This is a genomic window from Caulobacter sp. GSs2 (assembly GCF_058680895.1).
The window spans coordinates 3,256,277-3,270,236 of record NZ_CM178725.1 but is presented as its reverse complement, the minus strand read 5'-3'; the positions used below and the strand labels follow the sequence as shown (position 1 = coordinate 3,270,236).

The 13,960-nt window shown below is 67.4% G+C and carries 13 protein-coding genes and 1 tRNA gene; 9 read left to right on the top strand and 5 right to left on the bottom strand.

Annotated features, from left to right (window positions below):
* Window positions 1-103: 103 nt before the first annotated feature.
* The 3 genes from ACW17Z_RS15890 to ACW17Z_RS15880 form a co-directional block, all read right to left on the bottom strand.
* Entirely contained in the window at window positions 104-1,693 is a 1,590-nt protein-coding gene (locus tag ACW17Z_RS15890) for a fatty acid--CoA ligase (RefSeq protein ID WP_492056699.1), read from the bottom strand.
* Window positions 1,694-1,822: 129 nt separating this feature from the next.
* Window positions 1,823-2,848: a copper resistance protein B gene (locus ACW17Z_RS15885; RefSeq protein ID WP_492056698.1), complete on the bottom strand. Its 1,026-nt coding sequence runs from the start codon at window positions 2,846-2,848 to the stop codon at window positions 1,823-1,825.
* Window positions 2,845-4,530, bottom strand: coding sequence for a copper resistance system multicopper oxidase (locus tag ACW17Z_RS15880; protein ID WP_492056697.1), 1,686 nt, complete (start codon window positions 4,528-4,530; stop codon window positions 2,845-2,847). Before ACW17Z_RS15880 ends, ACW17Z_RS15885 begins: the two co-directional genes overlap by 4 nt.
* A gap of 81 nt (window positions 4,531-4,611) precedes the next feature.
* On the opposite strand from ACW17Z_RS15880, the gene ybaK reads away from it, so the two are divergent.
* The 5 genes from ybaK (at window position 4,612) to ACW17Z_RS15855 (ending at window position 8,103) form a co-directional block, all read left to right on the top strand.
* Window positions 4,612-5,085, top strand: coding sequence for a Cys-tRNA(Pro) deacylase (ybaK, locus tag ACW17Z_RS15875; protein WP_492056696.1), 474 nt, complete (start codon window positions 4,612-4,614; stop codon window positions 5,083-5,085).
* Between the two features lie 60 nt (window positions 5,086-5,145).
* Window positions 5,146-5,222, top strand: a tRNA-Met gene (locus ACW17Z_RS15870).
* Window positions 5,223-5,510: 288 nt separating this feature from the next.
* A complete protein-coding gene (locus ACW17Z_RS15865; RefSeq protein WP_492056695.1) occupies window positions 5,511-6,155 on the top strand; it encodes a LuxR C-terminal-related transcriptional regulator in 645 nt (214 codons plus the stop codon).
* Window positions 6,156-6,407: 252 nt separating this feature from the next.
* A complete protein-coding gene (locus ACW17Z_RS15860; RefSeq protein ID WP_492056694.1) occupies window positions 6,408-7,175 on the top strand; it encodes a bacteriorhodopsin-like in 768 nt (255 codons plus the stop codon).
* A 145-nt stretch (window positions 7,176-7,320) separates the two neighbouring features.
* Window positions 7,321-8,103 carry a Brp/Blh family beta-carotene 15,15'-dioxygenase gene (locus ACW17Z_RS15855; protein ID WP_492056693.1) on the top strand — a complete coding sequence of 261 codons (783 nt, stop codon included), beginning with the start codon at window positions 7,321-7,323 and terminating at the stop codon, window positions 8,101-8,103.
* A 61-nt stretch (window positions 8,104-8,164) separates the two neighbouring features.
* On the opposite strand, the gene ACW17Z_RS15850 is transcribed toward ACW17Z_RS15855, so the two are convergent.
* Window positions 8,165-8,680: a CBS domain-containing protein gene (locus ACW17Z_RS15850; RefSeq protein WP_492056692.1), complete on the bottom strand. Its 516-nt coding sequence runs from the start codon at window positions 8,678-8,680 to the stop codon at window positions 8,165-8,167.
* A gap of 330 nt (window positions 8,681-9,010) precedes the next feature.
* Here ACW17Z_RS15850 and ACW17Z_RS15845 point away from each other — a divergent pair, with 330 nt between their 5' ends.
* The 3 genes from ACW17Z_RS15845 (at window position 9,011) to ACW17Z_RS15835 (ending at window position 10,802) form a co-directional block, all read left to right on the top strand.
* Entirely contained in the window at window positions 9,011-9,436 is a 426-nt protein-coding gene (locus ACW17Z_RS15845; protein ID WP_419320423.1) for a fasciclin domain-containing protein, read from the top strand.
* Window positions 9,437-9,679: 243 nt separating this feature from the next.
* Window positions 9,680-10,339 (top strand): alpha/beta hydrolase, encoded by a 660-nt coding sequence (locus ACW17Z_RS15840; RefSeq protein WP_492056691.1) that lies wholly within the window; start codon window positions 9,680-9,682, stop codon window positions 10,337-10,339.
* A gap of 13 nt (window positions 10,340-10,352) precedes the next feature.
* Window positions 10,353-10,802, top strand: coding sequence for a GNAT family N-acetyltransferase (locus ACW17Z_RS15835; RefSeq protein ID WP_492056690.1), 450 nt, complete (start codon window positions 10,353-10,355; stop codon window positions 10,800-10,802).
* A 76-nt stretch (window positions 10,803-10,878) separates the two neighbouring features.
* Here ACW17Z_RS15835 and ACW17Z_RS15830 read toward each other — a convergent pair whose 3' ends face one another.
* Complete coding sequence (locus ACW17Z_RS15830) at window positions 10,879-12,327, bottom strand: LytTR family DNA-binding domain-containing protein (RefSeq protein WP_492056689.1); 1,449 nt, start codon at window positions 12,325-12,327, stop codon at window positions 10,879-10,881.
* Window positions 12,328-12,403: 76 nt separating this feature from the next.
* On the opposite strand from ACW17Z_RS15830, the gene ACW17Z_RS15825 reads away from it, so the two are divergent.
* Window positions 12,404-13,909, top strand: coding sequence for an alpha/beta hydrolase (locus ACW17Z_RS15825; RefSeq protein WP_492056688.1), 1,506 nt, complete (start codon window positions 12,404-12,406; stop codon window positions 13,907-13,909).
* Window positions 13,910-13,960 lie beyond the last annotated feature (51 nt).

Here is a 13,960-nt window from a genome sequence, read left to right as displayed (position 1 = left end):
GCCTTCGGCGCTCCTCCCCCGGAGGGGGAAGATGAGAGCGTCTTCCCCCTCCGGGGGAGGACGACCGCGTAGCGGTCAGGAGGGGGCCAGCAGCGTCGGCCGCCTAGTTCACCTGCCGCGTCCGCCCCTCCCAGTACGGCGAGCGCAGTTCCCGGCGCAGGATCTTGCCTGACGGATTGCGCGGCAGGACGTCGATGAAGTCGATGGTCTTGGGCGCCTTGAACGCGGCGATCCGCGTGCGGGCAAAGGCGATGATGCTGTCGGGATCGCGCGGCGCGCCGGGCTTGAGGGCCACCACCGCCTTGACCGCCTCGCCCCACTTGTCATCGGGCACGCCGATCACCGCCACCTCGGCCACATGCGGATGGCCATAGACGGCGCTCTCGACCTCGGCCGGATAGATGTTTTCGCCGCCCGAGATGATCATGTCCTTCACCCGGTCGTGGATGAACAGATAGCCGTCCTCGTCCAGATAGCCAGCGTCGCCGGTGCGCAGCCAGCCGTCGGCGTCGATGGTGGCGGCGGTGGCCTGGTCCAGCTTCCAGTAGCCGGCCATGTTGGCGCTGGAGCGCACGGCCACCTCGCCCACGGTGTTGGGCGGCAGGCTGGCGCCGGCCTCGTCCATGACTTTCAGCTCGACCCCTGGCATCGGCAGGCCGGCCGAGCGCATGCGCGCATTGCCGGCCGGGTCATGATCCTCGGGCGGCAGATAGACGACCGTGCCGGTGGTCTCGGTCATGCCGTACTGCTGAACGAAGCCGCAGCCGAACACCTCCATGCACTCGCGCAGCAGGTCCAGCGGGATGGGCGCGGCGCCGTACAGGATGTGGGACAGGCGCGAATAGTCGACCTCGCGGGCCCGGGGCTGGCGCACCACGATCTGCAGGGCGGCCGGCACCATGAACATCTTCGAGATCCGGTCGTGCTCGATATAGTCCAGCACCTTGAATGGATCGAACTCGCGCGCCACCACGCCCTTGGCGCCGTTCAGCAGGCCCACCAGACCCCAACCGGTGCCGCCGATATGCGACACGGGCATGGCCACCAGGCTGACATCCTCGGGCCCCCACTGGTTCCAGGCCAACGGGTTCTCGGCGGCCAGCTTGCGCATGGACAGCAGGTTGTCATGGGTCAGCATGGCGCCCTTGGGACGCCCCGTGGTGCCCGAGGTATAGAGCTGGATGGCGATATCGGAGGTCTTGATGGCGACCTTGGGATCGGTGTCCGGCTGGGCGTCGCGCCAGGCCTCGAACGTGCGGTGGGCGTCGCCCGCCACGGGTTCCATGACCACCACCTCGGGTCGCCAGGTCAGTTCGGCGGCGACGCTCTCGATCTGGTCGACCAGTTCGGGGCCGACGAAAACCAGCTTGGCGTCGCTGTCGCCGACGATATAGGCGACCTCCGGCGGGGCCAGTCGCCAGCCGATGGGCGCGGTGACCACGCCAGCCTTGGCCGCGCCGAACAGCAGCTCGAAATAGAGGTCGCTGTTCTTGCCGACATAGGCGATCCGGTCGCCGGTCTTCAGGCCGGCGGCCAGCAGGGCGTTGGCGACCTGGCTGGTCTTGCGGTCAAATTCGGCGAAGGTGGTGTCGCGCCCCTCGAAGCTGAGGGCCACGGCGTCGGGCCGGGCCTCCGCATGATAGCGGGCGACGTCGCCCAGGGTTGGCATGCGGTCAAAGTCGATGGCTGACATACGCCCTGATCTCCCTTTGGCCCGTCGCGCGGCGTGTGAATCCACCGCTTCCGATCAGGTCAAACAGATGTTGGGGTGTCTTTACGCGCAGGTAAAGCCATGCCGTTGCGGCAAGGGGCTCACAAAACGCTAGAACCAGGCCCTGACGCCGAACACCACGCTGGTCTGACCCGTCCGGTCGCCGGCCGCGCGGGCCAGATCAGCGGCGTCGCCGAAGGTGCGATGGCGCAGCACCCCGATATAGGGCGCGAACTCACGGCGGATCTCGTAGCGCAGGCGCAGGCCCAGTTCGGCGTCGCTCCCATCCCCGGCCAGGCTGGTCTCGACCTTCGACTGCAGGATCAGGCGCGTGGTCAGGCGCAGGTCGTGCGAGGCTTCGATCCGGGCCGACAGGTCGCCGCGATCCGACAGGAAGGCCGCCGCCCGGGTTTCGATCCAATAGGGCGCGACACCCTCGACGCCCAGGGTGGCGTAGGCGCGGCCCTTCGGCTCAACATCCACACGCAGGCCGGCCTCGAGATCGAAATAGGGACCGATCGGCCGGGCGCGCAGGGCCTGCAGCTCGGCGCTCTCCCAGCCGTGGCCGTCGACATGCTCGCCGCGCGCCTTGACCGCCCACCTGCCGAAGTCGTCGCCAAACCAGCCCTCGCCCTCGAAGGCCGTGGCGTCAGGGCCCTGGCTAGAGCGGCGCTCGGCCTGGTCGGCCAGCACCATCCAGTAGCGTCCCCCGCCATGCTCCTGGCGCAGCACCGCCCGGGCCGAGGCCATCCGGGCGGGGTCGAAGAAGCGCTCGGCGGCGTGGTCGGTGGGGGGCGGCGGGGCGATGGCGGCGACGGCCGGCGGGGCCATGCTCGACATATTGTGGCCCGCATGAGGGTCGGCCATCTTTGTCATGTCGTGACCCGCGTGCGGATCAGCCATCTTCGACATGTCGTGGCCCGCGTGAGGGTCGACCATCTTTGACATGTCGTGACCCGCGTGCGGATCAGCCATCTTCGACATGTCGTGGCCCGCGTGAGGGTCGACCATCTTTGACATGTCGTGACCCGCATGCGGATCGACCGGCGCGGCCTGCTGAACCGGCGCAGGCGGCGGCGTCATCTGGTGATGCTCGTGCTGCATCAAGGCCAGGGCCATCAGGAGCGGCGCGCTCATGCCGGGGCTCCGTCGAGCGGCCGCACGGTGACGACGTTGAACATCCCCGCATGCATGTGCATCAGCATGTGGCAGTGGAAGGCCCAGTCGCCGGGCTCGTCGGCGGTCAGGTCGAAGGCCACCTTGCCGCCGGGGGCGACATTGACCGTGTGCTTGCGCGGCTGGCGCCCCTCGTGGCCGTTTACGACCTCGAAGAAATGGCCGTGCAGATGGATTGGGTGGGCCATCATGCTGTCATTGACCAGCAGCACCCGCACCCGCTCGTCGCGCTGGAAGGCGATGGGCGTCTTCAGCGGGCCGAACGCCTCGCCGTCAAAGGCCCACATGAAGCGCTCCATATTGCCGGTCAGGTGGATCTCGACCGTACGGCCGGGCGGGCGCGGATCGGGATTGGGGTCCAGCGAAACAAGATCGGTATAGAGCAGCACCTTGTGGCCGACGTCTTCGAGACCTTGCGGCGGCTCGCCCAGGCGGTCCATCGGCATCGGCGAGATGGTCTGGACACCCGGGCTGAGCTTTACGCCCGGCGCATTGGCGCCGTCGCGCATGTCCATGCTCATCCCCGACATGTCGTGGCCGGCGTGGGCGGACATGTCCATGCCCATGTCCTTCATCGTCGCCAGCGGCCGCTCGCGCAGCGGCGGGACCGGCGCGCTCAGGCCTGGCCGGGGGGCCAAGGTCCCGCGCGCCATCCCCGAGCGGTCCGAAGCCTCGGCCACCAGGGTGAAGGCGCGATCCTCCGTCGGCTGCACGGTCACGTCATAGGTCTCGGCCGGCGAGATCTGGAACTCCTCGACGCTCACGGGCCGCACGTTCTGACCATCGGCCTGGACCACGCTCATCGACAGACCCGGGATGCGGACATTGAAGATCGTCATCGCTCCGGCGTTGATGAAGCGCAGCCGCACCCGCTCGCCGGGCGCGAACAGTCCTGTCCAGTTATCCGCCGAACCCTGGCCATTGATCAGGTAGCGATAGACCGAGCCCGTGACGTCCAGGATGTCGGTCGGGTCCATCCGCATCTTCGACCATTCGACGCGGTCCTTCAGCGACTGGTCGCGGCCGGCCAGCAGGCCCGCCACCGTCTGCTTGCGGTCATTGAAATAGCCGGCGTGAGCCTTCAGCTTTCGCATCAGCTGGTGCGGATGCAGGAAACTGTAGTCCGACAGCACCACCACGTGCTCGCGGTCGTAGGCCACAGGATCGGACGCCACAGGATCGATGACGATGGGGCCATAGACCCCCTCTTGCTCCTGCATGCCCGAATGGCTGTGATACCAGTAGGTCCCCGCCTGCCGGACCTTGAACTCATAGACAAAGGTCTCGCCCGGCCGGATCCCGGGAAAGCTGACGCCCGGCACGCCGTCCATCTGGAACGGCACCAGCAGGCCATGCCAGTGGATCGAGGTGTCCTCGGAGAGCGCATTGGTCACCGACAGCCGGACGTTCTGGCCTTCCTTCAGACGGATCAGCGGCCCCGGCACGGTTCCGTTGACGGCCATGGCGTGGCCCGTCTTGCCGTCGACCGTCATGGGCGCATGGCCGATGGTCAGGCGGATATCCTCGCCGCTCAGCACCTCAGGCGTCTTGCCGGTTCCGGCCCGCGCCCAGGCCGGCAGCAACGCGCCAAGACCCGCTCCCGTCGCGGCGGCGAGCATCTGGCGGCGGTCGAGGGCCTGCATAACGATCACGTCTCCGGTTTGAGGCCCAGACGGCGCGCGCCCGGCTCCACACCTGCGGACACATGGGATATCACCTGCCGCATGTCCAGAAGCACACCCGCCACCCTAGCCCTGGCCAAGACCGGAGTCGTCTTCGAGCTGGCGACCTATGACTATGATCCGGGCTCGGAACGGGTGGGTCTGCAGGCCGCCGAAGCCCTGGGGGAAGATCCCGCCCGGGTGCTCAAGACGCTGGTGGTGCTGCTCGACGGCAAGCCGGCCTGCGTGGTGCTGCCGTCGGACAAGGAGGTCAGCATGAAGAAGCTGGCCGCCGCGTTGGGCGGCAAGTCGGCGGCGATGATGCCCGTCCCCGACGCCGAGCGGATCACCGGCTACAAGGTCGGCGGCGTCAGTCCCTTCGGCCAGAAGAAGCGCCTGCCCACGGCGGTGGAAGAAGCCGCCCTGGCCCAGCCCTATGTGTTCGTGAACGGCGGCCAGCGCGGCCTGCAGATCCGTCTTGCGCCCGCCGACCTGGTCGCGGCGCTGGGCGCGAAGGCGGCGTCGATCGTGGCCTGAACGGGGTCGCTTGAAATCGCGCGCGCTTCTCGACTATAAGCCCCGCTCCCGTCCTGGTGCGGTTGGGTAGCTCAGATGGTTAGAGCGGTGGATTCATAACCCACAGGTCGGCGGTTCGATCCCGCCTCCAACCACCAGGACGGATTTCCCAGAGTTCTCGGGTTGTTCGGCCGCTTGACGAAGCTGGCCAAAATCCCGGCCCGACCTGGTCCAAGCTTGGGGCAAGGTCACGAGCCAAAACGCTCTCCCCAGATCTGTTCATGCAAGGCATGTCAGTCTTTAACTACCGAATTTTATTGACCTTTTCTCAGCGCGGCATGCTTAGCGCATGACGGCCACGCCCGGACAGAAGCGACACTGCCAGGATTTGGGGCGTGGCATCAAAACGGGTGTAAGAGCGTTCTGCATCTGGCATGGTCTCCCGGATGAACAGAACAGGCACTGATCTGGCGATAGACGCCAATGTCTGTATCGCTGACGGCCGCCATATGCGGCTTGTGACGGATAGCCCGATCCCTTCGGTGATCAGCGACCCGCGACTGCCCGACAATCCGATCATCGCCTGCAACGAAGCCTTTTGCGAGCTCACGGGCTATCCGCCCGAGGAGGTGGTGGGGCGCAACTGCCGTTTCCTGTCGGGACCGGCGACCGAGCCGTGGCTGACCGAGGAAATCCGTCGCGGGGTGCGCGAACATCGTCCCGTGCTCGTCGAGATCCTGAACTACAAGCGCAACGGCCAACCCTTTCGCAACGCCGTCCTTGTCGCGCCGATCTACGACGAGGAAGACGCCTTGCTGTATTTCCTCGGCTCTCAGGTCGAAATCGACGCCGATGCGGCGGCGCCTTCGAGCATGCGCCGGATCCGGGCTGCGGAAATGGTGAAGTCGCTGTCGCCGAGGCAAGGCCAGGTGCTCAAGCTGGTCGCCAACGGGCTGCTGAACAAGCAGATCGCGGCCCACCTGAATCTGGCCGAGAAGACCGTCAAGATGCACCGCGCCATCCTGATGAACCGGCTGGGGCTGCATACGACAGCCGACCTGATCCGCCTCGCCGTCGAGGCCGGCCTCTAGACCGTCATTGTCGCCGATACGGCAGAAGGTCCGTATCGCCGAAAACTTGACCGCAGCCTATCCCATCCAGGTTGTCATAGCGGCATGGCTGCGCGCTCCAAGTTTTGCGCGCGCGGTCGGCATTCATGTTTCCAGTAATGCCGCTGTCACGACGCTTCGGGGGCCCGAAGATCGTCTCACTAAGATCGTGCGACCTCCGCAACACCCCTGCCCGGCGCACTCGCGCTGCGGACAACTGCGACGGAGACTTCAATGGATACTGTTACACCCTTCCAATACGAGCTGATCTACAACGCGTTTTCATTCGCCTTTGCGGCGATGGCCGCCGCCACGATCTTCTTGTGGCTTAGCCGGTCACAAGTCGCGTCGGCCTATCGCACCGCCCTGACCATCTCGGGCGTTGTCACCGCCATCGCGGCCTATCACTATTTCCGCATCTTCGAGAGCTGGCACGACGCCTACACGTTCAAGGACGGCGTGGTGACGGCGACCGGCATCGCCTTCAATGACGCCTATCGCTATGTCGACTGGCTGCTGACGGTTCCCCTGCTGCTCATCGAACTGATCCTGGTGATGCGCCTGTCGCGGGCGGAAACCACGTCGAAGTCGGTCTCCCTCGGGCTGGCCGCGGCGCTGATGATCGTGCTGGGCTATCCCGGTGAAATCGCCACCGATCTGGCGACGCGCGCCTTGTGGGGCTCGCTGTCCATGGCGCCGTTCCTCTACATCGTCTTCCAGCTGTTCGTTGGGCTGGGCAAGTCGATCAAGGAGCAGCCGGCCGCCGCGCAAGGTCTGATCCGCACGGCGCGCCTGGTGACGGTTGCGTCATGGGGCTTCTATCCGATCGTCTTCTTCGCGCCGTTCATGGGCCTGACCGGCGGCGCCGTCGAGACGACCATTCAGGTCGGCTACACGATCGCTGACCTGGTCGCCAAGGCCGGCATCGGCATCCTCATCTTCCTGATCGCGGTCCGGAAGTCGGAGTCCGACACCGATGGCGGCAAGGCCTACGCCGCCTAATCCCATGAAAGGGATTGGGTTAGCCCCAACTGCACCCGGTTGCCACGCGCCCTTGGGACGTTGCAACCGGGTGCTTCCGGTCTTCTGGCCAGTCGCAGTCGCACTGCTGCTGGCTGCCTTGCTGGACGCTCCGCTGGGACAGTCGATGGCGGTTACGGCCGCCACGGCCCTGTTCCTGGGCGGCGGCCTGCCACACGGCGCCTACGATATCGCCTTGCTGCGCAGAGCCATCGCGCCGGGGCGGGGCGTGCTGGTGCTCGTGATCGGCGGCTACGTCGCCATCACCGTCGCCATGGCGCTGCTGTGGATGACGCTGCCCCTATTTGCGCTGGTCCTGTTCCTGTCGATCTCGGCTGTGCATTTCGGCGAGGATTGGCAAATGCTTGAAGCCCCGCTGCTGCGCATCGCGGCGGGGGCGGCGGTGATCACCGTGCCGACCATCAGCCATCCGGCGGCGGTGGCGGCCCTGTTTGTCGCGATGAGCGATGAGCGAGCGACGCTATTGGTCCGCGTCATTTCTGCAGCCGCGCCCGTGACATTGCTTGTCACCGCCGTCGGCATCGCAGCAGCCTGGCTAAGCGGGTCCCGGACGTGGGCTACAGCGATGACGCTCTGCCTCGTCGTGCTCGCGGTCGTCCCGCCCGTGATTGGCTTCGCCCTGTTTTTTGTGTTCCTGCACTCGCCACTGCACCTGGATAAGGCGCGCGGCATACTCTGCGACATGTCACGGTCGCGCTGGATCGCGACAGGCGGTTTGCTGTCAGGCGCCACGATCGTGGGGTGGCTGGCGCTGCAGGTGCTATTCCCGTTCAGGGTCGACGCAAACTTGACGTCGCAAGCCTTTCAGCTGCTCGCCGCCGTCGCCGCCCCGCACCTGCTATTGTCGCATTGGCTGGAGCGAAGGGTGCGTGCTGCGGCCGTGCGCTGATCAAGACAGGCCTGCCACCCCACGGGTGGCAGGCCTGTCTTGCTCCGATCGTCCCGGTCAATCAGCGAAGTTGCGCGAAGATCGTCACGGACCAGGCTGCGAAGATGGCGACACAGGCGATAATCATCACCAGCGAGGGACTGACATTGAACGTGGCCCGGGCCTGTTCTTTCAGTCGCCCCATCAGTTCTGGCCAAGTGTAGCTCACGAAGTCGCCCTGGCTCATCATACTGATGATTACGCCCTGGTCGTCGACCACCGGCAGGTGGCGAAATCTCTCGTTGGACATGATGCGGAGCCAGTCGAGAAGGTCGTCATCGGCCCTGGCCATCTTCAGATCCGTCGTCATGATCTGGGAGAGGGTCGTCTCGTCCGGGTTCATCCGCTTGTTGAGCAGACGGCGCATGAAATCGCGTTCCGTCACGATACCGAGCGGTTTGCGGTCGGGGCCGACGATGACCGCAGCCCCGTAGTTGCGCTCGCTCATCACGGCGACAGCCTCGGTTACCGGCACATCGGGCCCGAACGTCAGTACTGCGGCCTTGCTCCGAAACTCCGGCCTGTCCTTGATCTTCACGGCAATCTCTCCTGGGCGATGATGGGGTCAGGACGAAGAGGCGGCCAACATCATCTCCCATCGCATCTGGCGATGGCCGGATTGCCCATGGGGCACGATGAGGCGCCTGTTCGCAGGACGCCCGATCGTGATGGCGGATTGCCGCGGTTACCAGATGGCCCAAAGCCCGTATGGGCCGCTGCGGGGATCTGTGGGACTTGCGCTCCGCGGTGGCGACACGCTCGCGTCATATCGATGCAAGCGCTTGCCTACCTCCGATCTGCGGCGCGCCTTGTGTCGCTGAAGATCGCTTTTCCCTCCCCAATGCCGATCGTTCCAAAGGAACCCAACATGACTGATCAGACGCACGATATCGTCGATACCGCCGTTGCCGCCGGCGCCTTCACGACGCTGGTCGCCGCAGTCACGGCCGCCGGTCTGGTCGATACGCTGAAGAGCGCCGGCCCGTTCACGGTCTTCGCCCCGTCGGATGAAGCGTTTGCTGCGCTGCCGGCCGGCACGGTCGAAGACCTCGTCAAGCCCGAGAACAAGGACAAGCTGACGGCGATCCTGCTGCTCCACGTCCTGCCCGGCCAGGTCATGGCTGCGGACGTCACGGGCAAGGTGATGGATGCGGTGACCGCCGGTGGCGCAACCGTGCACGTCGACGGCGCCGATGGCGTGACGGTCAATGGCGCCAAGGTTGTGACTGCCGATATCGCCTGCACCAATGGCGTCATCCACGTGATCGACGCCGTGCTCCTGCCCAAGGCCTAAGGGTCCTGCTGCGGCAACCGGGGGTTTTGCCCTCGGTTGCCGTGAGCACCACGGATGATCTCCGAGATGGTGCGCCCACGTCGATGAAATGGGGATCGCGGGCTATCTGATGATGCTGAAGACCAATCCGAAAGCCGCAAAGCGATCCTGACAACGCCCCGGTCAAGTCTTGGCGCGCGACGCCGCCGCGTCCGCGCGGCTATAAGGATCGCCCCAGCCGAACCGACCCGACCAGGAACCGCCATGACCCAGATCCCCACGCTCGACGGTCCCCGCGCGGCGCCCATCTCGGGCGGCCCGGCCAAATCCCTGGTGATCTTCCTGCACGGCTACGGATCGAACGGCGCGGACCTGATCGACCTGGCGCCCTACTGGGCCAAGGCCTTGCCCGACACGCTGTTCCTCGCGCCCGACGCGCCTCAGCCCTGCGATGGCGTTCCCTATGGCCGGCAATGGTGGCCCCTGACCAGCCTGACGCCGGCGGCGCGCGCGGCGGGCGTCCGCGTCTCGGCCCCGGCCCTGAACGGCTATATCGACGCCCAGCTCGCCGCCCATGGCCTTAGCGAAGACAGGCTTGCCCTGGTCGGGTTCAGCCAGGGCTCGATGATGGCGCTGCATGTCGGACCGCGCCGGGCCAAGGCCCTGGCCGGCGTCATCGGCTTCTCCGGCATGCTGGCCGACCCAGACGCCCTGGCCGCTGAAGTCGTGACCAAGCCGCCCATTCTCCTCGTCCACGGCGACCGCGACGACGTCCTGCCCGTCGAAGCGCTGCATCACGCCCAGCTCCAGCTCAAAGGCCTGGACTTCGATGTCGCCGCCCACGTTTCGCCTGGTCTTGGCCACAGCATCGATGAACCCGGCCTCCAGCTCGGCGCGCGTTTCCTGATCGACCGCCTCGCCTGAGGGGCAAACCGCCATGTCGAGCCGCCATGGCCTGTCCATTCGAACCGCCGACAGCGGCGACGTGGACGGATTGGCCGACCTGCTCAAAGCCGCAGGCCCAACCTTTGCCCGGGAGCAACTTGCCCGGCGCCTCAGGGCCATTCAGGACCAACCCGGCGTCCTGCTCATCGCCGACGAATGGGGCCCGCCCTCGGGCGTCATCGCGGCGCATTGGCATTCGGTGCTCACGGCCGACCTGAAGGTGGGGTGGATCTCCACCCTCTTCGTCGATCCAGACCGGCGTCGAAACGGGGTCGCGCGGCTGCTTCTCAAGGCCGCCTCCCAGGCCGCCCGCTCTGCGGGGTGCGGCGAGCTTGTGCTTCACCCGCCGATTGAGCCCGGAGACCTGCGCACATTTTGTCTGGCCACGGGCTTTGTCGAAAGCGGCGAGGTTTTCAGCCGAGCTCTGAGAAAGCGCAGCTGAGCGTCAACACCGGATATTGGAACGGTGAAGAGGCCTGGCCGCCGGTCGTGACAAAACGCCGATGGCGCGTTGCGTGTTACCTCGACACCGTCCCCACAGGGGGAGGAGCGTCCAGCGCCTCGCGCAGAGCTGGCTGGCGCGAACGGCTGACAGGCAGGGGCGCGCCCTCGCTCAGGTGCAGCCGCCAGCGGTCGCCGTCGCGCTCCAGGCGCTGCACGTGGGCCAGGTTGGCGATCACCGAGCGGTGGATGCGCAGGAAGTTGCCCGGCAACTGGGTCGACAGCCCGTCGAGGCGAGCGGCGTGCAACAGGCTGCGGCCGCCGACCATCCGCAGCTCGACATAGTCATCGGCCCCCACCACCGCCAGGATCTCCGCGATCGGCGCCAGCTCGACGCCACGCGCCGAGGCCACGGGCAGGCGGTCGGGGCGGCTGGCGGCGCGGGTCAGGGCGGCTTCCCGGCCCCGGTCGTCCCGGCCCAGCCGCACCAGCTCGACCACCAGCAAAGGCAGCACCAGGCCGGCGGCGAGCAGGAAGAAGGAGAGGTCGGCCAGCCATTCGGGGAACCCGAGGGCCAGGGCGAGGAACAGCGCCAGATAGGCCAGGGTTAGCCGCGCGCCGGAGCGTTTGCCACGTACGCCCGCTGCGGCTGGCAGGGCGGCCAGCGCCACCCCCAGGATCAGCGCCCAGGCCGTCTTGATATCGAAGCCCGGAAGCAGGGCCGTGGCGCCGACCACACCCAGGGCCAGGCCGATCATCAGGGCGCGCCCCCTGGGCAGGAACCGGGTGGAGACATAGCTCACCAGCAGCACCGCAAAGGCCGCCGCCAGCAGCCAGATCGCGCTCATCCGCCAGGCGTGCAGCGGATAGGGGTAGTCGAACAACGGCCTAAGGCTCTCGACGATGGCCTGCACGGCCGCAACCCCGGCCATGGCGGCCAGCGTTAGACTGGACCCCGTGCGACGCAGGGCGTGGATGACGCCAAAGCCGAACGCCGCCGCCAGCAGAGCGCCTGACGCCACGAAGGTAACGGCCAGCAGCGCGGTGCGCTGCGGAAACGGATAGGGCCAGACACCCATGGCGCTCATCGGGCGGGCGAACCGCAGGCCGCCATGGAAGGACGACAGGTGCAGCACCAGAACATTCTCCCCGGTCCGCCAGGTGGTCTCGCGGATGGGGAAGATCGCCTGGTAGCGCCCGGGGACCTCGTCCCGCGCCGTCGCGCCGGGACGGCCGTTGGCGCCCAGGCGCTGACCGTTGAGCCAGGCCTCGGACGAGGCGACGCCCGCCAGATAGAGGGCGCGCGGCCGGGTGTCGCCCAAGGCCAGGTTCGGGGCATCGATCGTGGAGCGGACCCAGAGCTCCCGCCCCTGGGGATCGACAAGATCCTGGACCGGGCGGCAGTCGCTGAGCACGGGACCGCTCGGACCGAGCGCGCCGTGGCAGGCCTGCCAGGCTGTATCCTGGGCGCGGGCCAGGGTCGCGAGACCGGTCAGCAGGACGGTGAGGATCAGGATTCGCCACATGGCCCCCTTCTTAGGGCGCCGCTGACCGAGATGCTCCGCCATTCGCCGAGGAGGAGGCGCCATTGACCGAAGCGGCGTGGCGGACGGCGCTGCGGGCGGCTCAGCTGTCGGCATGACCCACACATCGCTCCATCGCCGCGCCCTGCTCGCCGCCGCCGGCCTCGTTCTGCCGACCCTGGCGTTCGCCCAGACTGCTGCCCCGTCCTCTGCTGCGGCGACATCTCCGACGCAGGCCGGACCCATCCGTTTCAAGGGCTGGCGGGGCGCGGAGACCGACGCCGAGCGCGGCTTCTTCGAGGTCCCCGAGGATCGCCGCGATCCCGGCTCGCGGAAGATCCGGCTGAGCTATGTCCGCTTTGCCTCCACAGCGGCCAGACCGGGGCCGCCAATCATCTACCTGGCGGGCGGACCGGGCGGCCGGGCGACGCAGGCGGCGGGCGGACCGCGCTTTCCGATCTTCATGGCCCTGCGTGAGGTGGCCGACGTCATCGCCTTCGACCAGCGGGGCACGGGCCTGTCCAACGCCATCCCGGAGCGGCCGGCCTCGGCGCGCCCTCTGCCGGAATTCACGGAGGCCGGGCTGACCGCCTATTTCCGCCAGGACTTCCAGGAGGCCTGGGCCGACTGGACCAAGGCCGGCGTGGCCATGACGGGCTACAACACCGAACAGAACGCCGACGACATAGATGACCTGCGACGCCACCTGGGCGCGGAAAAGGTCGCCCTCTGGGGCATCAGTTATGGCACGCATCTGGCGCTGAGCATGCTCAAGCGGCACGGCGACCGTGTGAGCCGCGTGGCCCTGGCCAGCCTGGAGGGCCAGGACCAGACGGTGAAGCGGCCGGCGGCGATCGACGCCCTTCTGCGCCAGGTGGATGGCCTGCTGGCCGCCGATCCCGCCGTCCGCGCGGCGATCCCCGACCTGCCGGCCCTGATGCGACGGGTGCACGCCAAGCTGGAAGCCGCGCCCATCAGCCTGACCGCCACGCTGAACGGCGCGCCGGTCGACTTGCGGATTGGCGGCTTTGCCATTCAGCTGATGACGGGCGGGCTGATCGCCAACCCACAGACCCTGGTCATGCTGCCGGGGCTCTATCTGGCGCTCGACGCCGGCCAGACCGACGTGCTGAAGCCCTTCGCGAACGAATTCGCGGGCCTTCTCGGCATTGCCGGCATGCCCGAGGCCACGGATCTGGCCTCGGGGATCTCGCCGGCCCGGCTGGCCCTGGTGCGACGCGAAGCCAAGACCGCCGTGCTGGGCGCGGCGCTGAACTTCCCGATGCCGCAGCTGCTGGGCGCGGTCCCGGGCGCGGACCTCGGCGAAGGCTTCCGGGCGCCGCTCCGCATCGACCATCCCGCCCTGCTGGTCGCCGGGACGCTGGACGGCCGCACACCGATGCCCGAGCAGGACGAGGTGGCCGCCCAGTTCCGGCGCAAGTCCCGGGTGATCGTCGAGAACGCCGGCCACAATGTCTTCGAGGCCCATCCCGACGTGCAGGGGCTGCTGGTCCGGTTCTTCCGGGATGAAGCCGTGGCCGACACCCGGCTGAGCCTGCCGCCACCGCAGTTCAAGCTGGCGTGATCGGGCGCCCTGCTCGAGACATCCGGAACCCAGGGCCGGTCATGGCGCCGG